23 protein-coding genes are annotated in these 24,619 nt (G+C 64.8%); 15 read left to right on the forward strand and 8 right to left on the reverse strand.

Annotation, left to right across the window (positions count from 1 at the left end; all coding sequences use genetic code 11):
* Positions 1-50: 50 nt before the first annotated feature.
* The 5 genes from PQQ53_RS26045 to PQQ53_RS26065 all read right to left on the reverse strand — a co-directional run bounded on the left by PQQ53_RS26045 (position 51) and on the right by PQQ53_RS26065 (position 5,226).
* Complete coding sequence (locus PQQ53_RS26045; RefSeq protein ID WP_408146558.1) at positions 51-647, reverse strand: FMN-dependent NADH-azoreductase; 597 nt, start codon at positions 645-647, stop codon at positions 51-53.
* 154 nt (positions 648-801) lie between these two features.
* On the reverse strand, positions 802-2,592 hold the full coding sequence (locus PQQ53_RS26050; RefSeq protein WP_408327257.1) for a M61 family metallopeptidase: 1,791 nt from the start codon (positions 2,590-2,592) through the stop codon (positions 802-804).
* Positions 2,593-2,759: 167 nt separating this feature from the next.
* Positions 2,760-3,485 carry a DsbC family protein gene (locus PQQ53_RS26055; protein ID WP_408146554.1) on the reverse strand — a complete coding sequence of 242 codons (726 nt, stop codon included), beginning with the start codon at positions 3,483-3,485 and terminating at the stop codon, positions 2,760-2,762.
* A 120-nt stretch (positions 3,486-3,605) separates the two neighbouring features.
* Entirely contained in the window at positions 3,606-4,778 is a 1,173-nt protein-coding gene (locus tag PQQ53_RS26060) for a UbiH/UbiF family hydroxylase (protein WP_408327260.1), read from the reverse strand.
* 91 nt (positions 4,779-4,869) lie between these two features.
* Complete coding sequence (locus tag PQQ53_RS26065) at positions 4,870-5,226, reverse strand: hypothetical protein (RefSeq protein ID WP_408146550.1); 357 nt, start codon at positions 5,224-5,226, stop codon at positions 4,870-4,872.
* Positions 5,227-5,554: 328 nt separating this feature from the next.
* On the opposite strand from PQQ53_RS26065, the gene ychF reads away from it, so the two are divergent.
* The 8 genes from ychF (at position 5,555) to PQQ53_RS26105 (ending at position 15,225) form a co-directional block, all read left to right on the forward strand.
* Positions 5,555-6,649, forward strand: coding sequence for a redox-regulated ATPase YchF (ychF, locus tag PQQ53_RS26070; protein WP_408146548.1), 1,095 nt, complete (start codon positions 5,555-5,557; stop codon positions 6,647-6,649).
* Positions 6,650-7,084: 435 nt separating this feature from the next.
* Positions 7,085-8,410, forward strand: a complete 1,326-nt coding sequence (gene ugpB, locus PQQ53_RS26075; RefSeq protein WP_408146546.1) for a sn-glycerol-3-phosphate ABC transporter substrate-binding protein UgpB — start codon at positions 7,085-7,087, stop codon at positions 8,408-8,410.
* A gap of 94 nt (positions 8,411-8,504) precedes the next feature.
* Positions 8,505-9,389 carry a sn-glycerol-3-phosphate ABC transporter permease UgpA gene (gene ugpA / locus PQQ53_RS26080; protein WP_175164754.1) on the forward strand — a complete coding sequence of 295 codons (885 nt, stop codon included), beginning with the start codon at positions 8,505-8,507 and terminating at the stop codon, positions 9,387-9,389.
* A complete protein-coding gene (ugpE, locus tag PQQ53_RS26085; RefSeq protein WP_408146543.1) occupies positions 9,386-10,231 on the forward strand; it encodes a sn-glycerol-3-phosphate ABC transporter permease UgpE in 846 nt (281 codons plus the stop codon). Before ugpA ends, ugpE begins: the two co-directional genes overlap by 4 nt.
* A gap of 89 nt (positions 10,232-10,320) precedes the next feature.
* Positions 10,321-11,409, forward strand: a complete 1,089-nt coding sequence (locus tag PQQ53_RS26090; RefSeq protein ID WP_408155238.1) for a sn-glycerol-3-phosphate import ATP-binding protein UgpC — start codon at positions 10,321-10,323, stop codon at positions 11,407-11,409.
* 60 nt (positions 11,410-11,469) lie between these two features.
* Positions 11,470-11,775 (forward strand): DUF3761 domain-containing protein, encoded by a 306-nt coding sequence (locus PQQ53_RS26095; protein ID WP_408146539.1) that lies wholly within the window; start codon positions 11,470-11,472, stop codon positions 11,773-11,775.
* A 268-nt stretch (positions 11,776-12,043) separates the two neighbouring features.
* Complete coding sequence (gene ettA / locus PQQ53_RS26100; protein WP_408146537.1) at positions 12,044-13,711, forward strand: energy-dependent translational throttle protein EttA; 1,668 nt, start codon at positions 12,044-12,046, stop codon at positions 13,709-13,711.
* 392 nt (positions 13,712-14,103) lie between these two features.
* On the forward strand, positions 14,104-15,225 hold the full coding sequence (locus PQQ53_RS26105; RefSeq protein ID WP_408155242.1) for a DUF748 domain-containing protein: 1,122 nt from the start codon (positions 14,104-14,106) through the stop codon (positions 15,223-15,225).
* Between the two features lie 185 nt (positions 15,226-15,410).
* Here the strand turns inward: PQQ53_RS26105 and PQQ53_RS26110 are convergent, their stop codons facing one another.
* Genes PQQ53_RS26110 through PQQ53_RS26120 form a run of 3 tightly spaced genes read right to left on the reverse strand, consistent with a single transcriptional unit; the run spans position 15,411 to position 18,156 of the window.
* The gene (locus tag PQQ53_RS26110; RefSeq protein ID WP_408146533.1) at positions 15,411-16,034 is read right to left on the reverse strand and encodes an HAD family hydrolase; all 624 of its coding nucleotides are present in this window, start codon (positions 16,032-16,034) and stop codon (positions 15,411-15,413) included.
* A 33-nt stretch (positions 16,035-16,067) separates the two neighbouring features.
* A complete protein-coding gene (locus PQQ53_RS26115; RefSeq protein ID WP_408327262.1) occupies positions 16,068-17,882 on the reverse strand; it encodes an aminopeptidase P family protein in 1,815 nt (604 codons plus the stop codon).
* A 19-nt stretch (positions 17,883-17,901) separates the two neighbouring features.
* A complete protein-coding gene (locus PQQ53_RS26120; protein ID WP_408146529.1) occupies positions 17,902-18,156 on the reverse strand; it encodes a hypothetical protein in 255 nt (84 codons plus the stop codon).
* Positions 18,157-18,360: 204 nt separating this feature from the next.
* Between PQQ53_RS26120 and PQQ53_RS26125 the strand changes: the two genes are divergently transcribed.
* The 7 genes from PQQ53_RS26125 (at position 18,361) to PQQ53_RS26155 (ending at position 24,571) form a co-directional block, all read left to right on the forward strand.
* Positions 18,361-19,071, forward strand: coding sequence for a response regulator transcription factor (locus tag PQQ53_RS26125; protein WP_408327265.1), 711 nt, complete (start codon positions 18,361-18,363; stop codon positions 19,069-19,071).
* Positions 19,072-19,144: 73 nt separating this feature from the next.
* Positions 19,145-20,431, forward strand: a complete 1,287-nt coding sequence (gene hemA / locus PQQ53_RS26130; RefSeq protein ID WP_408146525.1) for a glutamyl-tRNA reductase — start codon at positions 19,145-19,147, stop codon at positions 20,429-20,431.
* A 123-nt stretch (positions 20,432-20,554) separates the two neighbouring features.
* Entirely contained in the window at positions 20,555-21,637 is a 1,083-nt protein-coding gene (gene prfA, locus PQQ53_RS26135; protein ID WP_408146523.1) for a peptide chain release factor 1, read from the forward strand.
* A 7-nt stretch (positions 21,638-21,644) separates the two neighbouring features.
* The gene (gene prmC, locus PQQ53_RS26140) at positions 21,645-22,574 is read left to right on the forward strand and encodes a peptide chain release factor N(5)-glutamine methyltransferase (RefSeq protein WP_408327267.1); all 930 of its coding nucleotides are present in this window, start codon (positions 21,645-21,647) and stop codon (positions 22,572-22,574) included.
* A gap of 92 nt (positions 22,575-22,666) precedes the next feature.
* On the forward strand, positions 22,667-22,978 hold the full coding sequence (grxD, locus tag PQQ53_RS26145) for a Grx4 family monothiol glutaredoxin (protein ID WP_121315820.1): 312 nt from the start codon (positions 22,667-22,669) through the stop codon (positions 22,976-22,978).
* A gap of 44 nt (positions 22,979-23,022) precedes the next feature.
* Positions 23,023-23,622, forward strand: coding sequence for a UbiX family flavin prenyltransferase (locus PQQ53_RS26150; protein WP_408146519.1), 600 nt, complete (start codon positions 23,023-23,025; stop codon positions 23,620-23,622).
* Positions 23,623-23,785: 163 nt separating this feature from the next.
* Complete coding sequence (locus PQQ53_RS26155) at positions 23,786-24,571, forward strand: DODA-type extradiol aromatic ring-opening family dioxygenase (protein ID WP_408146517.1); 786 nt, start codon at positions 23,786-23,788, stop codon at positions 24,569-24,571.
* The last annotated feature ends 48 nt before the right edge of the window (positions 24,572-24,619 follow it).

Below are 24,619 nucleotides of genomic sequence, written 5' to 3' on the forward strand. Positions count from 1 at the left end.
TCCACCGTTATTGACTGCTTCGAAGCAACGGCGTCGAAGCAGCAACAATCTTACGCAGCAGCAATCGCTTCACGCGCGGCAGCCAGCGCGGCGGTGGCCGCGTCAGGGCCCATGTTCAGGCCTTCGGCGTAGATGAAGTTCACGTCGGTCATGCCGAGGAAGCCGAGGAAGCTCGTCAGATACGGCGTCTGGCTGTCGTTCGGCGTGCCCAGGTACTTGCCGCCGCGTGCCGAGACGACATAAACCTTCTTGCCCTTCACGAGACCTTCCGGACCGTTCGCCGTGTACTGGAACGTGATGCCAGCGCGGGCGATGAAGTCGAAGTACGTCTTGAGCTGCGACGAGATGCCGAAGTTGTACATCGGCGCGCCGATCACGATGATGTCGGCGGCTTGCAGTTCGGCGATCAGCGCTTCGCTGCGGGCGGCAATGGCGACTTGCTCGGCCGTGCGCTGTTCAGCCGGCGTGAAGAACGCGCCAAGGACGGCGTCGTCCAGGTGCGGCAGCGGTTCGGCTTGCAGGTTGCGGACGACGACTTGCGCGCCCGGATTCGATTGTTGCAGCTTTGCGGTCAGCTCGTTGACGAGCAGCGTCGAGTTCGCGCCTTGCGAGCGGGCTGCCGAGTTGATTTGCAGGATCGTGGTCATGGTTGACTCCAGTAGGGGCGCGCAATGTTGCGCGAGTGGAGGCATTGTGTTTTTTTACCGACCTGGGAAAAAGCCATCCGGCAGCGAAGGATTGTTGCGCTGGTAGAACAATCCCCCGCCCTCGCCCGCCAATGAATGCCGCAAAGGCTGACGATCAGCTTGCCAGCCAGCGTTCGCGCGCCTTGCGCGCGGCGGCCCGCTTGTCGGTGACGGCGAGCTTGTAGCGCGCCACCTCCGGGCCGTCCAGCTTGACTTGCGTGGTGCGCAGCTCGTCGCGACGGAACGCATGGATTTCGACCTTCGCACCCGGCTGGTAACGCGCGAGCAACCCGTCAAGATTCGCGCCAGTGATGCGCAGGCCGTCGAGCGCGATCAATACGTCGCCGGCCGAGAGTCCCGCTTTTTGCGCCGCGCTGCCTTCGTGGACCGCCGCCAGCGTGCAATCCGCGCCGCCGCGCAGACGCACGCCGAGCGAAGGCTTACCGTTATTGTCCAGTTCAGGCGCGAGCGCGACGCCAAATGGCGCGAGCAACGGCCCGAGCGGCAGATCACGCGTGCCGTGCACGGCTTGCGCGAACATTTCGCCCAGGTCCGCCCCAGTCGCTTCCGCGAATATCGCTTCGATCTCGCTTTCGGCGACGCCGACCGGTTTGCCGCGATAGAAGTCGCGGCCAAAGCGCTGCCACAACAGACGCATGACGTCGTCGAGCGATTTGCGGTCACCGGTCTGCGCGCGAATCGTCAGATCGAACGCGAGCGCGACGAGGGAGCCCTTGGTGTAATAGCTGACGATCGCGTTCGGCGCGTTCTCGTCCTGCCGGTAGTACTTGACCCACGCGTCGAACGAGCTTTCGGCAACAGTCTGCTTGAGCCGTCCGCTGCCGCGCTGCACGCCGCCGATTACCTTCCCGAGCATGCCGAAATAGTCGTTCTGCGAAATCAGGCTGCTGCGCACGAGGATCAGATCGTCGTAGTAAGACGTGAAGCCCTCGAACAGCCACAGCAGCGACGTATAGTTTTCGACGCTCAGGTCATACGGTGCGAACACGGCCGGCTTGATGCGCTTGACGTTCCACGTGTGGAAATATTCGTGGCTGCACAGGCCGAGGTAGGTTCGGTAGCCTTCGCTCATCGCTTCGCGGCCTTCCACGGGCAGATCGCCGCGATTGCAGATCAGCGCCGTGGACGCGCGGTGTTCGAGGCCGCCGTAGCCGTCGGTAACGGCTTGCGTCATGAACACATAGCGGTCGACCGGCGCTTTCTTCGTCTTCGGTTCGAACAATGCGATCTGCGCTTCGCAGATGCGCTTCAGGTCGGCGCTCAGGCGCGCCATATCCAGCCCAACCACTCGACCCGCGATCACGACGTCATGTGGCACGCCATGCGCGTCGAAGGTCGCCAGAGCGAATTCGCCGAGCGTGACCGGATGATCGATCAGCTCGTCATAGTTCTGCGCGCGATACTCGCCAAAACTGTAACGCTTCGTGCCGCGCGCTTCCGGCAGCGCGGTCGCGACCCGCCAGTTGCGGTACGCCGCGCCTTGCGGCTTCTGAATGTCGACCACGCACTGCGCTTCCTCGTGACCGAGCGGCGACAAGAACACGCTCGTGCCGTTGAAAAAGCCCGTCGTGTCGTCGAGATGCGCGGCGCGCACCGACAGGTCCCACGCGTACACCTCGTAGCGCAGCGTCAGCGCGCCTTTGACCGGCGCGGTCTGCCACGTGTGCTTGTCGGTCTTTTCCACCCGCACCTTGCGGCCCGCGTCGTTGGTGGCGCGCAGCGTGACGATGTTGCGCGCGAACTCGCGCACCATGTAGCTGCCCGGAATCCACACCGGCAGCATGAAACGCTGGCCGGCCGGATCGGGATCGGCGACGGTCACGGTGACTTCGAACAGATGGGCGGCGGGTTGCTTCGGAACGATGGTGTAGCGGATCGGCTTCATCGGCGGCGATTAGGAGATGGGGGACGAAAAGTTGATCAACGCGTCGAATGCGTCGATCAAGGCGTCGGATCTAGGCATGAGAATCGACGCGTCGGCATGGCTGCGGCGGGCCGGACGCGAAAGGAGGCGCCCTGCGCGCCTCCTTGCTCCTGCATGTGCCGCGTGGTTCAGTGCACGGCGGACATTTCGCGGTCTAGCCGGTCGGCCGGCACGGCGCCCGGCAGGCGGCGGCCGTCGGCGAGGAACACCGTGGGCGTGCCCTCGACGTTCATCGCGTGGCCGAGCGTCAGGTTCTTGTCGATCGCGGCGGTGTCGCAAGTGCCGGCGGCGGTGGGCGCCTGGTGGTCCTGCATCCAGGCTTCCCACGCTTTCGCGCGATCCGTCGAGCACCAGATCGACTTCGACTTGGCGGTCGAATCCGGCGACAGAACCGGGTACAGGAACGTGTAGATCGTCACGTTGTCGAGCGACTTCAGCGACGTTTCGAGCTGCTTGCAATACGGGCAGTTCGGATCGGAGAACACGGCGATCTTGCGTGCGCCGTTGCCGCGCACGACCTTCACCGCGTTCGCGAACGGCAGGCTCGCGAAATCGATCCGGTTGGTCTCGGACAGACGCGCTTCCGTCAGATTCTTGCGGGTCTTCGCGTCGACCATGTCGCCGAGCATCAGGTAATCGCCGTTCGCGTCGCTATAGACGATCTGGCTGCCGAGGTTCACTTCGTACAACCCGGCGATCGGCGACTTCGTGATGCTCTTGATCGTCACGTCGGCCAGACGCGTTTGCAGCGTGGCTTTGAGCTTGTCGGTCGTCTGGTCGGCCTGCGCCGAGCATCCGATCGTGAAAGCGGCAATCGCGAGCGCGCCCGCCACCATGCGGAAGGTTTTTTTCATGCTGAATTCCTGGGTTTCGATCGCGCGTCGCGCGCGTTGTGTCACGTGCCGGGTCGGACCGGCACGCCGTCAATCCGTTCATGATACCTGTGTTGCCGGCCGTGGCCGCCGGCCCCACGTTTACCCCAGCGCGGCCGACACCAGCCAGCGCTTGATGAACGGCTGCGCGCCGACGAAAGCCATACCGCTATTACGCAGTGCCTTCGCGAACGGACCGGGCACGGAGAAAAGCTTTTGCAAGCCGTCCGTGGCGATCATCAGCGCGCGGATATCTTCGCGGCGGGCGCGCTCGTAGCGGCGCAGCAGCACCATGTCGCCGAGATCGCGGAACGATTCCTTGCCCCCGACCGTCTCGGCGAGCGCCGCTACGTCGCGCAAGCCGAGGTTCATGCCTTGCCCCGCCAGCGGATGAATCAGATGCGCGGCATCGCCGACCAGCGCGACGCGCGGCGCCACCAGCCGGTCCACCGTTTGCAGCGCGAGCGGGAAGCCCTGCGCGGGCGTCACGCATTCGAGCGCGCCGAACTGGCCGCCGCTCACGCGTTCCACTTCGGCGGCGAGCTGCGCCGGATCGAGCGCGAGCAGTTGCCCGGCGTGTTCGGTGCGCGCCGACCAGACCAGCGACACATAGCCGTCCGGCATCGGCAGCAGCGCGATGATCTCGCCGTCGCGGAACCACTGGTAGGCGGTTTCGCCATGCGGCTTCTCGGCCTTGAAATTGGCGACCACGCCGGTTTGCCGGTAGTCGCGCCGGTTCATCTTCGAGCCGATCTGCGCGCGCACCCACGAATGCGCGCCGTCCGCGCCGACCACCAGATCGGCCTCGACGACGTTGCCGTTCGCGAGACCGACGCTCGCGCTTTCGGCAGTGAAGTCCAGCGCCTGAGCGCGCGAGTCGATCCAGGTGAGATTCGGCTGGAAGCGCAGCGCCGCATCCAGCGCGCGTTCGATCACCGACGACTCGACGATCCACGCCAGTTGCGGCACCGACGCCTGAAATGCGGAGAAATGCAGCTCGGCATGAGCGTCGCCGTAGACCCGCATGTCGTAGACGGGCCCGAGCCGCGACAGATCGAGCGCCTGCCAGACCCGCAAGCGCTCGAGCAGCGCCTGCGAACTCGACGACAACGCGTAGACCCGCGAATCGAAAGCGGCACCGGCGGGCAATGCCGCGCAAGCTTGCGCGAGCAGCGCCACGCGCAGGCCGCCTTGCGTGAGCGCGAGCGCCGCGGTCTTGCCGACGAGCCCGCCGCCGATCACGGCGGCATCAAAGGTCTGGTGGTGTGCGTTCATCCGCGCATTATAGCCGCGGGGGGTTGCGGGGGACGGATCGGCGGGTGCGGCAATTGCGCCCGAAAAATCCGGCCTGGCGCACGCCTGAGGGCTAGTGCTGTGAACCTGACGCCATCGCCGCATTCGCTTCGCGCAGACGCATGAAGCGCGGGTCGGACTGGAGAATGCGCCATGCGCTCGCTTCGAGCTGGGCTTTGCGCTCGCGCTGGTCGCCGCGTACGGCGCAATCGGGGAAAACCTGGTCGTACACGCGCCAGAGTGATTCGAAGTCGTTTTTATCAGCGAACTGCGCGATGCGCGCCCGGTCGTCCTGCGTCAGGTGGTTCGTGAGGCACTCGACCGTCTGCCGGTCCGTGTTGGCCTGTGCTTCGTCGAAATTCTGCGACAACCACGTCGCGACCGCACCGCCGACCAGCACCACCGCCACGCCGGTTCCCAGCCATCTCACTGCTCGCACAGCTATCCCCCGAAAAAGAGCTCTGACGGCCCTAAGCCGTCGATTCTACAGTGGCCGCCCAAAAACAGACCCTAGATCGCGTCCGCCGCACGTTCGCTCGGCGCGCCCGGCTTTCCCGCCGGCGCACCGGTACGCCCATCCGAACGGGTTACAATTGCGTTTTCCGTGAAAACTCGCACCCAATCGTCGAGCCAACGCCCCGATTCGGTGACCTGTCCCGCTCCGCTGTGTTTGCCCCCACGCCACACGCGAAGGCTTTCCGAAGCCGCACTCAGCGTCGAGCGCATCACGCAACTTACTGATTCACTGAAGGATTTCCATGAGCCTCAAATGCGGCATCGTCGGCCTGCCTAACGTCGGCAAGTCCACCCTGTTCAATGCGCTGACCAAGGCGGGCATCGCCGCCGAAAACTATCCGTTCTGCACGATCGAGCCGAACGTCGGCGTGGTCGAGGTGCCGGACGCGCGTCTGAAGGCGCTCGCCGAGATCGTCAAGCCGGAGCGTATCCTGCCGGCGGTGGTGGAGTTCGTCGACATCGCCGGTCTGGTGGCGGGCGCCAGCAAGGGCGAAGGGCTCGGCAACCAGTTCCTCGCGAACATCCGCGAAACCGACGCGATCACGCACGTGGTGCGCTGCTTCGAAGACGACAACGTGATTCACGTCGCGAACAAGGTCGATCCGCTGTCGGACATCGAAGTGATCAACACCGAACTGGCGCTGGCCGACCTCGCCACGGTCGAAAAGGCGCTCACGCGCTATTCGAAGGCCGCCAAGTCGGGTAACGACAAGGAAGCCGCGAAGAACGCCGCCGTGCTGGAAAAGGTGCGCGCGCAGCTCGACCAGGCCAAGCCGGTCCGCGCGCTCGATCTGTCGGACGACGAAAAGGCGACGCTCAAGCCGTTCTGCCTGATCACGGCGAAGCCGACCATGTACGTGGCCAACGTCAAGGACGACGGTTTCGAAAATAATCCGCACCTCGACGCCGTGGCGAAATTCGCGGCCGCCGAGAACGCGCCGGTCGTCGCCGTGTGCGCGGCGATCGAAGCGGAAATCGCCGACCTCGACGAAGCCGACATGGCAGTGTTCCTCGCCGACATGGGCATGGAAGAGCCGGGCCTGAACCGCGTGATCCGCGCGGGCTTCAAGCTGCTCGGCCTGCAAACCTACTTCACCGCCGGCGTGAAGGAAGTGCGCGCATGGACGATCCATATCGGCGACACCGCGCCGCAGGCGGCGGGTGCGATTCACACGGACTTCGAGCGCGGCTTCATTCGCGCGCAGACCATCGCGTTCAACGACTACATCACCTACAAGGGTGAACAAGGCGCGAAGGAAGCCGGCAAGATGCGCGCGGAAGGCAAGGAATACGTCGTGCATGACGGCGACGTGATGAACTTCCTGTTTAACGTCTAACGGCATTCAAGCTGCGGCGTCGCCGCACCGCACGAGTGCGCAAAGTCCGAGCGCCATCGTCCGCAGCGTCCGCCTTCAAAAAGAGCCCGCTTCCAGCGGGCTTTTTTATGGTCGCCAGCCGATTGCAAAGGAGCGCGAACCACTCGCTCGGCTTCGTCACAGTGCCGCTGCGGCGGCCGTTCACCGCACCGACTCCACCGGCACCGCCCATTTCGATTGTTTCCGTTTCATGACAGCCGATGTTAAATTGCGGCTTCCGGCGCCCGCCGTCCGCGGTCCACGCCGTCCGGCCGCCGAAGCCGCAACCGACGCCGGACTGTCATCGAATACAAATAGAATCGCGCGATTCGCATCCGCGCCCGTTCCGCACTGCCGTGCATGGGATCGGACCACGTGCTAATGCACCCACTCCGATCGACACAGGAGACACAATCGATGAATTGCAAGCCGCTGTTCCGTTCGCTGTCCATTGCCGCCGTGCTGAGCGCCGGCTTTAGCCAGGCGGCCCACGCCGCGACCGAAATCCAGTTCTGGCACGCGATGGAAGCCGCGCTGGGCGAACGCCTGAACGACATCGCCAACGACTTCAACAAATCGCAAAGCGACTACACGATCGTGCCGGTGTTCAAAGGCACCTACGACCAGACTCTTGCCGCCGGCATCGCCGCGTATCGCAGCGGCAATGCGCCGGCCATCCTGCAGGTCTACGAAGTCGGCACCGCCACGATGATGCAGGCGAAGAAGGCCGTGATTCCCGTCACCGACGTGTTCAAGCAGGCAGGCGTCCCGCTCGACCAGAAGGCGTTCGTGCCGACCATCGCGAGCTATTACAGCGACGCGAAAACCGGCCAGCTGATCTCCATGCCGTTCAACAGCTCGACGCCGGTGCTCTACTACAACAAGGACGCGTTCAAGAAAGCCGGGCTCGACCCGAACCAGCCGCCGAAGACCTGGGCCGAATTGCAGGCCGATGCGCAGAAGCTGAAGGCGTCGGGCATGTCGTGCGGCTATTCGTCGGGCTGGCAGAGCTGGATTCAGCTCGAGAACTACAGCGCGTGGCATGCCGCGCCGTTCGCGTCGAAGAACAATGGTTTCGACGGCCTCGACGCGCAACTCGAATTCAACAAGCCGCTGCAGGTCGCACACATCCAGTTCCTGCAGAACATGCAGAAGGACGGCACCTTCACCTATGTCGGCCGCAAGGACGAACCGGTATCGAAGTTCTATAGCGGCGACTGCGGGATCATCACGAACTCGTCGGGCTCGCTCGCCACGATCAAGAAATACGCGAAGTTCAACTTCGGCACCGGCATGATGCCGTACGACGCCAGCGTGAAGGGCGCGCCGCAGAACGCGATCATCGGCGGGGCGAGTTTGTGGGTGTTGTCGGGCAAGGATCCGGCCGTCTACAAGGGCGTGGCGAAGTTCCTCGCGTATCTGAGCTCGGCGCCGGTCGCCGCGAAGTGGCATCAGGACACGGGTTACTTGCCGGTCACGACCGCCGCCTATGACCTGACTCGCCAGCAAGGCTTCTACGACAAGAACCCGGGCAGCGACACCGCGATCCGCCAGATGCTCAACAAGCCGCCGCTGCCGTTCACGAAGGGCTTGCGTCTGGGCAACATGCCGCAGATCCGCACGGTGATCGACGAAGAACTCGAACAGGTCTGGGCGCAGAAGAAGACGCCGCAACAGGCGCTCGACTCGTCGGTTTCGCGCGGTGACGAGTTGCTGCGCCGCTTCGAAAAAGCCGGCAACTAGGCCGGCAGCCAAGCTGGCAACCCGGCATTCACCGGCACGGTTTCGGCGCGCTCGCGCCGAAACCCATGGTCGCAGCAAACCCAGGAAATCTTCGATGGAAAAGCGCTCCAGCTTCGGCACTAGTCTGCTGCCCTATCTGCTCGTCGCGCCGCAACTCGCGATCACGCTGCTGTTCTTCCTGTGGCCGGCCGGCGAGGCGCTCTGGCAATCCACGCAGAGCCAGGATGCGTTCGGCACGTCGAGCGAGTTCGTCGGACTCGCCAACTTCAGGCAACTGCTCGCCGATCCGCTCTATCTGTCGTCGTTCAATACGACGCTGATATTCTGCGCGCTCGTCACGGTATCGGGGCTCGTGATTTCGCTGCTGCTCGCGGTCTGCGCCGATCGCGTGACGCGCGCCGCGAAGACCTATCAGACGCTCCTGATCTGGCCATACGCGGTCGCGCCCGCGATCGCCGCGGTGCTGTGGTCGTTCCTGTTCAACCCGAGCATCGGCCTCATCACCTTTGCGCTCGCGAAGTACGGCATCGTGTGGAATCACGCGCTGAACGCGGGCCAGGCGATGTTTCTGGTGGTGCTCGCGTCGGTCTGGAAACAGATCAGCTACAACTTCCTGTTCTTCTATGCGGGCTTGCAGGCGATTCCGCGCTCGCTGATCGAAGCCGCCGCGATCGACGGCGCCGGTCCGGTGCGGCGCTTCTTCGGCATCGCACTGCCGTTGCTATCGCCGACCAGTTTCTTCCTGCTGGTGATCAACATCACCTACGCGTTCTTCGACACCTTCCCGGTGATCGACGCCGCGACCGGCGGCGGCCCCGCGCAAGCGACCCGCACGCTGATCTACAAGATCTTCGCCGAGGGCTTCCAGGGGCTCGACATCGGCAGCTCGGGCGCGCAGTCGGTGATTCTGATGGTGATCGTCGTCGCGTTGACGGTCGTGCAATTCCGCTTCATCGAACGCAGGGTTCAATACTCATGATCGAGAACCGCCGCGGTTTCGACCTGTTCTGCCACGCGGTGCTGATTCTCGGCGTCGCGCTGGTGGTGTTTCCGGTGTACGTCGCGTTCTGCGCGGCGACGATGAGCGAGCACGAGGTATTCACCGTGCCGCTGTCGCTCGTGCCGAGCACGCATCTGTTCGAGAACGTCGCGACCATCTGGTCGCACGGCAGCGGCAATGCGGCGGCGCCGTTCGGCCGCATGCTGTTCAACAGCCTCGTGATGGCGCTGGCGATTTCGATCGGCAAGATCGCCGTGTCGATGATCTCCGCGTACGCGATCGTGTTCTTCCGCTTTCCGTTTCGCATGCTGTCGTTCTGGCTGATCTTCATGACGCTGATGCTGCCGGTCGAAGTGCGGATCTTCCCGACCGTGCAGGTCGTGTCGTCGATGCATCTGAGCAATACATACAGCGGTTTGACCTTGCCGCTGATCGCGTCGGCCACCGCGACGTTCCTGTTTCGCCAGTTCTTCATGACGCTACCCGACGAGTTGATGGAAGCGGCGCGCATCGACGGCGCGGGCGCGATGCGCTTCTTCTGGGACGTCGTGCTGCCGTTGTCGAAGACCAACATGGCCGCCCTCTTCGTGATCACCTTCATTTACGGCTGGAATCAGTATCTGTGGCCGATCCTGATTACGAGCCAGCAGTCGCTGATGACCGCGGTGGTCGGCATCCGCAGCATGATCGCGTCCGGCGACACCGCGACCGAATGGCACCTCGTGATGACCGCGACGCTGCTCGCGATGCTGCCGCCGCTCGCCGTCGTGCTGACGATGCAGCGCTGGTTCGTGCGCGGACTGGTGGATTCGGAGAAGTGATTCGCGCGGCGTGCGCGACACTCGGGCACGCCGGCATTGAACAGACAACACCGCGCACCACGCGGCAAGCAACAAAAGGCTAAAACGGCATGGCTGCACTGACTCTGCAAGGCGTTAAAAAGACCTACGACGGCAAACAGTTCGTGCTGCACGGCATCGACGTCGACGTGGCCGACGGCGAATTCGTCGTGATGGTCGGGCCGTCCGGCTGCGGCAAGTCCACCTTGCTGCGGATGGTGGCCGGACTCGAACGCATCTCCGAAGGCCGTATTTCGATCGCCGGCAAAGTGGTCAACGAATTGGAGCCCAAGGATCGCAACATCGCGATGGTGTTCCAGAACTACGCGCTGTATCCGCATATGAGCGTCGCCGAGAACATGGGCTACGCGCTGAAGATCGCGGGGGTCGAGCGCGCGCAGATCGCGAAGCGCGTCGAGGCCGCCGCGCAGATTCTCGAACTCGAAGCGCTGTTGCAACGCAGGCCACGCGAGCTGTCCGGCGGACAACGGCAGCGCGTCGCGATGGGCCGCGCGATCGTGCGCGAGCCGGCGGTGTTTCTGTTCGACGAACCGTTGTCGAATCTCGACGCGCGTTTGCGCGTGCAGATGCGCCTCGAAATCCAGCGGCTGCATGCGCGCCTCGCCACCACGAGCCTGTACGTGACGCACGATCAGATCGAAGCGATGACGCTCGCGCAGCGTGTGATCGTGATGAACAAGGGCCACGCCGAGCAGATCGGCGCGCCGACCGAGGTCTACGAGCGGCCGGCCACGGTATTCGTCGCGAGCTTCATCGGCTCGCCGGGGATGAATCTGCTGGAAGGCCGCGTATCCGACGACGGCGCGACGTTCGATGTCGCCGGCAACGGTCCGAAACTGCCGTTAGCGGGTGTGGCGGCGATTGGCAGGGAGGTCGCCAAAGGCCGTGAGTGGACGCTCGGCATTCGCCCCGAGCACATGAGCCCTGGCCACGCGGACGCATCGCACGCGACGCTCAGCGTCGATTCTTGTGAGTTGCTCGGCGCGGACAACCTCGCGCACGGCCGCTGGGGCAAGCACGATGTGACGGTGCGCTTGCCGCACGCCCATCGGCCCGCGAGGGGCGAGGCGTTGCAAGTGGCGTTGCCGGCGGCGCATCTGCATTTCTTCGATCCGGCGACGGGACGGCGCGCTAACTGAGACCCGCCCGAAGCACACGCACACTCACGCACAAGCAGAATAACAATCACCCGAAAGACCATGACAGGCATCGCCCTCAAGCGCCTTGGCCGCCATGCGGCGGTGGCCGTCGCGCTGTTGTTCGGCGTGGCGGCAGCGCCGGTGCTCGCTTACGTGGCGCCCGGCACGACACCCGACGAAGCCGACCTCAGCAACCACAACACCTACACCAATCGCGACGGCAATGCCGTCCACGCGCCTGCCCGTGCGCTGTCCGGCAAAGCGCCGCAAGGCGCGAGCGCGCGCTGCCGCGACGGCACCTACAGCTTCAGCAAACATCACAGCGGCACCTGTTCGCGGCACGGCGGCGTCGCCGACTGGCTCTGAGCATCCACACCCCCCGCGCATCTACACACGAGCCGACCGCCGACACCGCGCGCCGCCCCCTGCCGCCCCACCCGCCGCGCGAAGTACAATGCCACCTGAACCACCCGCCCGCGCGCGGGGCGTCGCGAAGTTCGACGCCGCGCTCGATGCCGCGCCGGCCGGCGCCGGGCATGCCGCCTGGCCTCAACACCGCTAACACCGATTACCCATCCACCCAACGACTGCCCGCCCCCACGCGGCCGGCGTCGTCAACGTCTATTGCAAGCAAATGGCCCAATACGTCTTCACCATGAACCGGGTCGGCAAGATCGTGCCGCCCAAGCGTCAAATCCTGAAAGACATCTCGCTGTCGTTTTTCCCCGGCGCGAAGATCGGCCTGCTCGGCCTGAACGGCTCGGGCAAGTCGACGCTGATCCGCATCATGGCCGGTGTGGACAAGGACATCGAAGGCGAAGCGACGCCGATGCCGAATCTGAACATCGGCTACCTGCCGCAGGAGCCGCAGCTCGACCCGACCAAGACGGTGCGTGAAGCGGTCGAGGAAGGTCTCGGCGACGTGTTCAACGCGCAGAAGAAGCTCGACGAAATCTACGCGGCCTACGCCGAGCCGGACGCCGACTTCGACGCGCTCGCCGCCGAGCAGGCGAAGTACGAAGCGATCCTCGCCACGTCGGATGGCGGCAGCGCCGAACAGCAGATCGAAATCGCCGCCGACGCGCTGCGCCTGCCGGCGTGGGACGCGAAGATCGAGAATCTGTCGGGCGGCGAAAAGCGCCGTGTCGCGCTGTGCAAGCTGCTGCTCGAAAAGCCCGACATGCTGCTGCTCGACGAGCCGACCAACCACCTGGACGCAGAGTCGGTCGACTGGCTCGAACAGTTCCTGACGCGCTTTCCGGGCACCGTCGTCGCCGTGACCCACGACCGCTACTTCCTCGATAACGCCGCCGAGTGGATTCTCGAACTCGACCGCGGCCACGGCATTCCGTGGAAGGGCAACTACAGCAGCTGGCTCGATCAGAAGGAAGAGCGTCTGAAGCAGGAAGAGTCGTCGGAATCGGCGCGTCAGAAGGCGATCAAGAAGGAACTGGAGTGGGTGCGCCAGAATCCGAAGGGCCGTCAGGCGAAGTCGAAGGCGCGTATCGCCCGCTTCGAGGAACTGAACAGCCAGGACTACCAGAAGCGCAACGAAACGCAGGAAATCTTCATTCCGGTCGGCGATCGTCTCGGCAATGAAGTGATCGAGTTCAAGAACGTCCGCAAGTCCTATGGCGACCGTTTGCTGCTCGACGACGTCAGCTTCAAGATTCCGGCGGGTGCGATCGTCGGCATCATCGGGCCGAACGGCGCGGGTAAATCGACGCTGTTCCGCATGCTGACCGGCCGAGAACAGCCGGATTCGGGCGAGATCGTGCAAGGCCCGACCGTCAAGCTCGCTTACGTGGACCAGAGCCGCGACGCGCTCGACGGCTCGAAGACCGTGTTCGAGGAGATCTCCGGCGGAGCGGATGTGCTGACGGTCGGCAAGTACGAAACGCCGTCGCGCGCGTACATCGGCCGCTTCAACTTCAAGGGCGGCGATCAGCAGAAGGTCGTCGGCAATCTGTCGGGCGGTGAGCGCGGCCGGCTGCATCTGGCCAAGACGCTGATCGCGGGCGGCAACGTGCTGCTGCTCGACGAACCGTCGAACGACCTCGACGTCGAAACACTGCGCGCGCTCGAAGATGCATTGCTCGAGTTCGCAGGCTCGGTGATGGTGATCTCGCACGATCGCTGGTTCCTCGACCGGATCGCGACGCACATCCTCGCGTTCGAAGGCGATTCGCAAGTCACGTTCTTCGACGGCAACTACCAGGAATACGAAGCGGACAAGCGCGCGCGTCTCGGTGAAGAGGCTGCGCGGCCGAAGCGTCTGCGTTACAAGCCGATCACGCGGTAACGTGGCGTTCGGTGGCCCGCCTCGTGGGTGTGAGGCGGGCCGCTTTGCTGTTTCGTTTCATGGGTCCGCCTGACTGGTTCGCTTTGTCGGTCCATTCCGGCTGTGGTGTATCGGATCATTCCGGCGACCGTTTTGCTCCCCCGCGGCTTCCCTGCGGCTCCTCTGCGCACAGTCGCCTGGCCATGCCTCGCACACAATGCCCGTGCCTCACGCGCAGCACGTCGGACGAAATAGGCGGCAGGGCACACGCATTGCGGGTCGAGGCGTGATACATGTCGTCGTTCCGGCAGACGCGGCCCGTCCCGCCGGAATAGTCGTGCGCCCCAACGGCGCATGCAAACCCAAGCCAGTCACAGCCGCACCACGCGCCACGTGGTGACGAGGAGGCAAGCATGGCGATGTCGAAGGGCAAGCGCTGGTTGGTCGCCGTCGGCGGCGTGTTGCTGGTGCTGATCGTCCTGGCGGTTGGCGCGCTGCGGTTCGCGCAGCAGGAGGTCAAGAATCGCCTGGTGGCGGCGCTCGGCCCGCTCGGCAGCGCCGAAAGCATCGACGTGGGCCTGACCTCGATTCATCTCACGCGCGTGCTCATCAAGGCGCCGCCCGGCTGGCCGGCCGGCGACCCGCTCAGAGCCGACGAGATCACCCTCACCCCCGACATCCGCGATCTGCTCGCGCGGCGCATGCATATCCGCAGCGTGGTGGTGCGCGGCTTCGACATGGCCGTGCTGCGCACCAGGGACGGTTCGATCAACCTGCTGCCGAACCTGCGGGAAGCGGTGAACCGCTCCGATGGCGACACCGGCGGTGTGGTGACGCCCGCCTCGCACGAGAAGCAGGTCGATCACATCCGCTTCGAGCAGGGCAACTTCCATTTTTACGACATGACGGTCGGGCCGCCGCCGTTCAAGGTGACGGTCAGCAACGCCAACGCGAGCGTCGACAATCTGAAACTGCCCGCGCTCAGCGAGCCGACCACCGTCAGCGTCAGCGGCTCGATCAAAGGCCCGGCGCATACGGGCACCGTGTCGTTCGGCGGCTGGATCAAGATCGCCAGCAGGGATTCGCAGACCACCAGCCAGCTGCGCGGCGTCGACATCGTGATGCTCGACCCGTATCTGCTGAAGAAGGCCGGCACGCGGACGCAGGTGGCGGGCGGCACGGTCGACCTGACGGTTGAATCGACGGTGCGCAACTATCGGCTGCATGCACCCGGCACGGTGACGGTCCACAATCTGCAACTCGCCGACAGCGGCAATCCGTTCGACACCTTCCTGTCGATCCCGACCAAGGCGGCCGTCGCCGCGCTCAAGGCGCACAACGGTGACATCACACTGCATTTCGTGCTGGACGGAGATTTGCGCGACCCGAAATTTTCGGTGCGGGAAGGCATCATGATGCGGCTCGGCGCGGGCTTTGCGAAGGCGTTGGGCGTGAGCGTCGAAGGCGTCGCGAAGGGCACGGGGGAGACGGTGAAAGGGTTGGAGAATGCGTTGAAGAATCTGCTGGGTCAGTAGATCGGACGCCGGGGTGCGGCTTGTGGGTGTGAGGCGTGGGGGCCCGCTCGCGCTTGCAAACCGTGACAGGCTAAAGCCGGTGAAAGCAGGCGGGCCGGGGCGCAATAGTGAAACGAGTCGGCGCCGCGAATAAAACGCACGCGCCTTTCTCCCTCTTCGCGCCGGTCAAACGAGCTTTGCGCGTCTCAAACCGGCAGTCCCAATTCGCGCAGCTTCGCTTCGGTCTGCGCGGCGCTGGTGTGATGCACGCCGTGCCAGCCGAGCGCGCTCGCGGCTTGCGCGTTTTTCGGATTGTCGTCGATGAAAACGAGTTCGCTGGGCTGGATGCCGGGCATCTGCGCGTCGATCCGCTCACACATGGCCGCGAAGATCGCCGGATCCGGCTTCACTAGCCCGACCCGCCCCGACACGACGATGTCGCGAAACCGCCGCAGCACCGGGTAATGCTCCCACGCATACGGAAATGTCTCAGCCGACCAGTTGGTCAGCCCGAATAGCGGCACGTCGGCGGCTTCGAGCTTTTCCATGATCGCGACGCCCTCCTCCAGCACGCCAGCCACCATCTCATGCCAGCGCTCGTAAAACGCACGGATCAACGATTCGTGATCGGGATACTTCGCGATCAGTTCCTCGGTAGCCTCGACGATCGGCTGGCCGCCGTCCTGACGGATCACCCAGTCCATCGAGCAGACGTGCGTCAGAAACCAGCGACGCTCGGTGTCGTCAGGAATCAGCTCGCGATACAGATACTCCGGACTCCAGTCGATCAGCACACCACCGAAATCGAACACCACTGCCTTGATCGCCATGCGTTCTCCGTTAGCCAACTCTGGTGGCGGCGCTCAGATGGGTTGCGTGCGCAGTTCCAGCCACGCCTTCGCGTCGCCCGACACATGCGGCGACAGGCGGGTGCGCACCGTTTCGTGATACGCGTTGAGCCACGCGCGCTCGTCCTCGCGCAGCAGCGACAGGTCAAGGCAGCGGGTGTCGATCGGGCACAGCGTCAAGGTCTCGAACTTGAGGAAATCACCGAGTTCGGTTTTACCGGCGGGTACGTTGAGCACGAGATTTTCGATCCGCACGCCCCACTTGCCGGGCCGGTAAATGCCCGGTTCGACCGACGTGATCATGCCTTCCTCCATCGCGGTCCACGGTTCGGCTGGCGCGTAGTGCGAGATCACCTGCGGGCCTTCATGCACGTTCAGGAAGTAGCCCACCCCGTGACCGGTGCCGTGGCCGTAATCGGCGCCCGCTTCCCAGATCGGCGCGCGAGCGATCGCGTCGAGCATCGGCGATCGGATGCCGCGCGGGAATTGCGCGCGCGACAGCGCCATCGTGCCCTTGAGCACGGTCGTGAAATCGCGCCGCTGCGCGTCGCTGGGCGTGCCGATCGGCACCACGCGCGTGATGTCCGTCGTGCCGCTCAGATACTGCGCGCCGGAGTCGATCAGCAACAGGCCGTCGCCCTCGATCACCGAATGCGCTTCCTCTGTCGCGCGGTAGTGCGGCATCGCGCCGTTCGCATTGAAGCCCGCGATCGTCGCGAAGCTCAGCGACACGAAGCCCGGACGGCGCGCACGCGCGGCCGACAGGCGTTCGTCGATGGTCAGCTCGGTGATCGTCTCGCGGCCCAAGGCGCTTTCGAACCACGCGAAGAATTCGGCCAGCGCCGCGCCGTCCTGCTCCATCGTCGCGCGCACATGCCCGGCTTCCGCCGCGGTCTTGCACGACTTGAAGAAGGTGGAGGGGTTGACGGACTCGACCACCTTGACCGTCGACGGCACCGCTCGCAACGAACCGTACGTAATGCGGCGAGGATCGATCAGCAGCGTGCTGCCGGCGGGCAGCGCCGCGAGCGCGTCCGCCGCCTTCGCGTACGGCTCGACGCTGATGCCGTCGCGCGCCAGCGCGGCGGCCAGTTCCGGCGGCACTTTGCCGTCGGCGACGAACAGCGCCACCCGATCGGCGCCGATCAGCGCATGCGCGACGAATACCGGGTTGTAGCTGACGTCGGCGCCACGCAGATTCAGCAGCCATGCGAGGTCGTCGAGCGTCGAGACGAAGTGCCATTGCGCGCCCTGGTCCGCCATCGCGCGACGAATCCGCGCAAGCTTTTCCGCGCGCTCGACGCTCGCATGCGGCGCGGCGTGCTCGAACACGGCGGCGTTCGGCAACGACGGACGCTGCGGCCAGATCGCGTCGAACAGATCGACGTCAGTGCGCAGTTGCACCCCGCGCGCGCTCAACGCCTGGCCCAATGCCCGCGCCGCCGCCACGCCGAGCACCGTCCCGTCCACGCCGACCGTGCCGCCAGTCGCCACGTTCTGCGCGAGCCACTCGAAATGCGGCGAGGTCTGTTGGCCGCCGGTCATCTTCATCAATTGCACGCCGGTGCCGGCCAGTTGCGCACCGGCCTGTTCCCAATAGCGGCTGTCCGTCCAGACGCCCGCGAAGTCGGCGGTGACGACCAGCGTGCCGGCCGAGCCGGTGAAGCCGGACAGCCACTGACGGCCTTGCCAGCGCTCAGGCAGATACTCGGACAGGTGCGGGTCCGAGGACGGCACCAGATAGGCGGCGACGCCTTCGCGCGCCATCGCGCTGCGCAGGCTCGCGAGCCGTTCGGGGATGGAGGAAGTTTCGGGGAGTCGGGCATTCATGGGAGTCACCTGCAAAGATTCATCGACGGGAAAGCAAGCCGACCGTCGCGGCAACGGCGATTACTGCGATGGCGGTGCATACCGGCCATTCCAGTGTATCGCCGTCATGAAAGAGACCGGTCACGTTGCCGGCCATGCGCGCGACGCTCGTGCCGAGCACGCCGGCCAGCAGCGCCATCCACCAACGGGCGCGGCTCGCGCGCCGCAACGGATGCAGCCACCAGCCCGCCAGTCCGATCGCCACCCCCAACACGATGATGCCGGGCCAACCCATTAGCGGCCGATCTCGTGCATTTTCAGATTTGTCTGATACTCGTAAGGGGGCAAGACAGCTAGCATTTTTGTCTCATTAACTTTAGGAAGTTCAGCACGGCGCTTTCCGCATAGCGGTTGAGTTTAGGGGTCGGGATGAGGTTAGGCAAGCCGCAAACGGTGCGGAAAAATCCAATTCCCGGTCGTTGCCAGCTGAAGCCGCGCCATGCGAATCGCCCTCATCGAACCGGATGTGCGACATGCCAAACTGGTCGACCAGCTGATCTTCGCGGGCGGCCATGTGTGCCAGCAGTTCACCGCCAGCGCGCCCTTCCTGCAGCGCGCCACGGACGAGTTCTTCGATCTTCTGATCACCGCAAGCTGGGCCGGCGACCATTGCGCCGAAGACGTGATCGCGCGCGCCCGCGCCATCCTGCCGAGCCTGCCGGTCATCGTGCTCATGTCGGCGCCGCGCGAAAGCCAGATCGTCGCCGCATTGCACGCCGGCGCCGACGATTGCCTCAGCAAACCGGTCCGCGGCCCGGAAATGCTGGCCCGGGTGGACGCACTGCTGCGCCGTGCCGGCCTGCGGCGGCCGGCCAACCGGCGGCGGGACACGATCGGCGGCTATGCATTCGACACTGCGCATTCCGCCGTCACCTTCCGCGGACTGACGGTCATCCTGACCCCCAAGGAATTCCGCCTCGCGCTGCTGCTGTTCAACAATCTGGCACGTCCGGTGTCGCGCGCGCATATTCTCGAAACCGTCTGGGCGCGCCGCCGCGACGTAAAGTCGCGCACCATTGACACGCACGCATCGCGGGTACGCAGCAAATTGCAGCTGCGCCCCGAACTCGGCTATGCCCTCACGCCGGTTTACGGCTACGGCTATCAGCTCGACGCGATCCCGCCAGAGACCGTCGTCGAGGCGGATTGAGGCGGCTTGACGGGTGCAGGATGTAAGAATCGTGAAAACGCTATAATATTGGGCTAAACCATAGCCCCCCAAAATGCAGCTTCTAACGATCGGAATCAATCACCACACTGCGCCTGTCGCCTTGCGCGAACGCGTGGCGTTTCCGCTCGAACAGATCAAGCCTGCACTGGACACGTTCAAGAGCGTCTGGCTCGGCCGCACGGCCCGCACGGCGCCGGAAGCGGCGATTCTGTCCACCTGCAACCGCACCGAACTCTACTGCGCCACCGACGACCAGGCCGCGCGCGAAGCCGCGATCCAGTGGTTTTCGAAGTACCACAATCTGCCCATCGACGAACTCGCGCCGCACGTCTACGCGCTGCCGCAGTCGGAAGCCGTGCGCCACGCGTTCCGCGTCGCGTCGGGGCTCGACTCCATGGTGCTGGGCGAGACGCAAATCGTCGGACAAATGAAGGACGCGGTGCGCACCGCCTCCGAAGCCGGCGCGCTCGGCACCTATCTGAACCAGTTGTTTCAGCGCACCTTCGCCGTCGCGAAGGAAGTGCGCAGCACGACTGAAATCGGCGCGCAGTCGGTTTCCATGGCGGCCGCCGCCGTCCGGCTCGCCCAACGGATTTTCGACAAGGTCTCGAACCAGCGCGTGCTGTTCATCGGCGCGGGCGAAATGATCGAATTGTGCGCGACGCACTTCGCCGCGCAACATCCGCGTGAACTGGTGGTCGCCAATCGTACGGCCGAGCGTGGTTCGCGGCTCGCCGAGCGCTTCAACGGCCGGGCGATTCCGCTGTCGGAACTGCCGGCGCGGATGCACGAATTCGACATCATCGTGTCGTGCACCGCGTCCACGTTGCCGATCATCGGGCTCGGCGCGGTCGAGCGGGCAGTCAAAGCGCGCCGTCACCGGCCGATTTTCATGGTCGATCTCGCCGTACCGCGCGATATCGAGCCCGAAGCCGGCCAGCTCGAAGACGTCTTCCTGTACACCGTCGACGACCTCGGCGCGATCGTCCGCGAAGGCAATGCGTCGCGGCAAGCCGCGGTCGCGCAGGCCGAAGCGATCATCGAAACGCGTGTGCAGAATTTCATGCAGTGGCTCGACGCGCGCAGCATCGTGCCGGTGATCCGCCATATGCACACGCAGGCCGACGTGCTGCGCCGCGCCGAAGTCGAGCGCGCGCAGAAGATGCTCGCCCGCGGCGACGACCCGGCCGCAGTACTCGAAGCGCTGTCGCAGGCGCTCACCAACAAGCTGATCCACGGCCCGACGCACGCGCTCAATCGCGCGAGCAGCGATAACCGCGACACGCTCATCGAACTGATGAGCGGTTTCTACAAGCACTCCGGTTCCACCGAGCGTTAGCGGCGCAGCCAGCGCCGCGCTGTCCGCGCCGCCCGCCAGTGGCGCGCGACATGCTTCCGATCAGGGCATCCGCCCACTCCCCTAGTCGCCGTCCTTGCCGGAGCCCGCTCCGAAACCCGTCCGATGAAAACGAGCATGCAACGCAAGCTCGACCAGCTCACTACGCGGCTGGCCGAACTGAACGACCTGTTGAGCCGCGAGGACATCACCTCGAATCTCGATCAATACCGCAAGCTCACGCGCGAGCACGCCGAGCTTGGGCCGGTGGTCGAGCATTACGCGCTCTGGCGCGAGGCGCGCAGCGACGAGGAAACCGCGCAGGAGCTGCTGGCGGACACGTCAATGCGCGACTTCGCGGAAGAGGAAATTCGCGCGGCACGCGACCGGATGGAGCAACTCGGCGCCGGCCTGCAAAAAATGCTGCTGCCGAAAGACCCGAACGACGATCGTAATATCTTCGTCGAAATCCGTGCGGGCACGGGCGGCGACGAGTCCGCGCTGTTCGCGGGCGATCTGCTGCGCATGTATCTGCGCTATGCCGAGCGCAATCGCTGGCAGGTCGAGATGATGTCGGCGAGCGAATCGGATCTCGGCGGCTACAAGGAAGTGATCGTGCGGATCGCCGGCGAAGCCGCGTATTCGAAGCTGAAGTTCGAGTCCGGCGGTCATCGCGTGCAGCGCGTGCCGGCCACCGAAACGCAGGGCCGCATTCACACGTCAGCCTGCACGGTCGCGGTGATGCCCGAGGCCGACGAAATCGGCGAAGTCGAGATCAATCCCGCCGATCTGCGCATCGACACGTTCCGCGCGTCCGGCGCGGGCGGGCAGCACATCAACAAGACCGACTCCGCGGTGCGCGTCACGCACTTGCCGACCGGCATCGTCGTCGAGTGTCAGGACGACCGCTCGCAGCACAAGAACAAGGACCGCGCGCTGAAGGTGCTCGCCGCGCGCATCAAAGACAAGCAGTCGCACGAACAGCAGGCGAAGGAAGCGGCGACGCGCAAGAGCCTGATCGGCTCGGGCGACCGTTCCGAGCGGATTCGCACGTACAACTTCCCGCAAGGGCGGCTGACCGATCACCGGATCAACCTGACGCTGTATCGGCTTGACGCAATCATGGATGGCGATCTCGACGAACTGATCGCGGCGCTCGTCAGCGAGCATCAGGCGGAGTTGCTGGCCTCGCTGGGCGACGCGGACTGACGCACCGATGACACCCGCCACGCCAGACAATCCGACCACCCCGGCTAGCCCGACGGCCACGGCCGCCACGCCCGCCGCACTGCTGCGCGCCTCGCCGCTGCCGCCGCTCGAGGCGCGGATTCTGCTCACGCACGTGCTCGGCTGGCGGCATACGCAATTGATCACGCGCAGCGATGAAGGGCTCGACAGCGCGAGCGTCGAACGTTACCTGGTGTTGCAAGCGCGGCGCGTGGCCGGTGAGCCGGTCGCGCAACTGGTCGGCGCGCGGGAGTTTTTCGGGCTGGAGTTCGAAGTCACGCCGGACGTGCTGATTCCGCGTCCTGAAACCGAATTGCTGGTCGAAACCGCGCTGGCGGCGATGGAAAACATCACGCGGCCGCGCGTGCTCGATCTCGGCACCGGCACCGGCGCGATTGCCGTGGCGATTGCGTCGACGCGGCCCGACGCGCGGGTTTGGGCGCTCGACCGTTCCGCCGGAGCGCTGGCAGTGGCCACGCGCAACGTCACTCGCCTGCTGGACGCGAAACGCCCGGGCGGCGCCATGTCGCTCAGGCAAAGCGACTGGTACGACTCACTCGACGCCGCACTGTGCTTCGACGTGATCGTCAGCAATCCCCCGTATATCGCGAGCGGCGATCCGCATCTGTCGGAAGGTGATTTGCGTTTCGAGCCGCGCGGCGCGCTCACCGATGAAGCCGACGGCCTCAGCGCGATCCGCGCGATCGTCGCCGGCGCACCCGCTCGCCTCGCCGCTCATGGCGCCTTGTGGATCGAGCACGGCTACGATCAGGCCGAAGCGGTGCGCGCACTGCTAAGCGCGCAAGGTTTCGCGCAGGTGCGCTCGGAACGGGATCTAGCCGGTATCGAGCGGATCAGTGGCGGGCGACTCGGCGAGGCGGCCGCATGCCTCGAACACCCGGGCGAACACTCACAATAGACGCACGGACGAATCGACCTTCGGCCGGCCGTACCGAAATCCGCTATCATTTCAGCCTATTCCCTACACATCACGGAACCGCAAGGTCAGTCATGGATACGCAACAACGCATCAAGCAAATCGTCGACGAAAACAACGTCGTCCTCTTCATGAAGGGCACCGCCCAGTTCCCGATGTGCGGCTTCTCCGGCCGCGCCATCCAGATTCTGAAAGCGTGCGGCGTCGGTGAACTCAAGACCGTCAACGTCCTCGAAGACGACGAAGTCCGCCAGGGCATCAAGACGTTCTCGAACTGGCCGACCATTCCGCAGCTCTACGTGAAGGGCGAGTTCATCGGCGGCTCGGACATCATGATGGAAATGTACGAATCGGGCGAACTGCAACAACTGTTCGCCGCGGCCTGAGCGGCCCCGGCCGTTCCGTTCATCCCGCTAAGGCGCCGCGAGCCATGGAAACACGCGCTGCGGCGCCACGCCGGCTGATCGTCGCGATCACCGGCGCGACCGGCGCCATCTACGGCGTCCGGCTGCTCGAAACGCTGCGCAGGCTCGGCGGCGTCGAGAGCCACCTGCTGATTTCGAGTGCAGGCTGGCTCAATATCCAGCACGAACTCCAGTTGAGCAAAGAAGACGTGCATCCTCTCGCGGATGTCGTCCATTCGGTGCGCGATGTCGGCGCGAGCATCGCGTCCGGCTCGTTCGCCACCGACGGCATGGTGGTCGCCCCCTGTTCGATGAAGACGCTCGCGAGCGTCGCGCACGGCTTCTCCGACAACCTGATCACCCGCGCCGCCGACGTGACGCTCAAGGAGCGTCGCCGCCTCGTGTTGCTCGTTCGCGAGACGCCGTTCAATCTCGCGCATCTGCGCAATATGACGGCCGTCACCGAAATGGGCGGCGTGATCTTCCCGCCGCTGCCCGCGTTCTACAACCAACCCGCATCCATCGACGAAATGGTCGATCACACCGTGGCGCGTGTGCTGGACCTGTTCGCGCTCGGGCCGGCTTTGTCGCCCTCGTGGACGGGTTTGCGCGACGCTCAGAAGTAGCGGACGGCATCCTGCCGCCTCTGCCAGGTATGTTGACGCGCGTCAATTGTCAACAATGGCGACGCAATCAATTCTGTTTTCGCCGGTTTATCAAACGGTGGTGTGAGCCTATATTGATAGCAACCCAACTTCTGCGCCGTGTCCTCGCGACTGCGTTGCTGCCATGAACCGCCTACCCTCGCTTTTCCTGTCCCACGGTGCGCCCACGCTGCCGATCGATCCGTCGATGCCGTCCGCGGAGTTCGGCGTCCTGGGCGCGCAACTGCCGCGTCCGGCGGCCGTGCTGATGCTGTCGGCCCATTGGGGCACCGCGCATCCGCTGGCGAGCACGGCCACGACGCCGGAAACCATCCACGATTTCTACGGCTTTCCGCGTCAGTTGTACGAAATTCAGTATCCGGCGCCGGGCGCGCCCGATGTCGCGCGCCGCGCCGCCGTGCTGCTCGGCGCAAGCGGTATCCTCGCAGACACCCAGCCGCACGGGCTCGACCACGGCGCGTGGGTGCCGATGCTGCTGATGTTCCCGCACGCGGACCTGCCGGTCGCGCAGTTGTCGATCCAGCCGCACATGGACGCCGCACATCATTTCCGCGTGGGCCGCGCGCTGCGCGCATTGAGAGACGATGGCGTGATGGTGATCGGCTCCGGCCAGATCACGCACAATCTGCGCGCCGCCGATTTCTCCGCGCGCCCGGAAGATGCCGATCCGCGCGTGACCGAGTTCACGGACTGGTTCGAAACGAAACTCGCCGCGCACGATATCGACGCGCTGCTCGACTACCGCCGCCAGGCGCCGCACGCGGTGCTGATGCATCCGACCGACGAGCATCTGCTGCCCGTATTCGCGGCATTGGGCGCGGCAGACGACGATTATTCGCTGGCCATCCAGTCGCTCGGCACCTATCAGCGCTCGCTCGCGATGACAAACTACGTGTTCGGCACCGCCTGATCCTGGCGCCGGTAAGCCGCACGCAACACCCACGCGGCAGCCAACAAA

It is taken from the genome of Paraburkholderia strydomiana (genome assembly GCF_046030495.1).
Taxonomy (GTDB): Bacteria; Pseudomonadota; Gammaproteobacteria; order Burkholderiales; family Burkholderiaceae; genus Paraburkholderia; species Paraburkholderia strydomiana_A.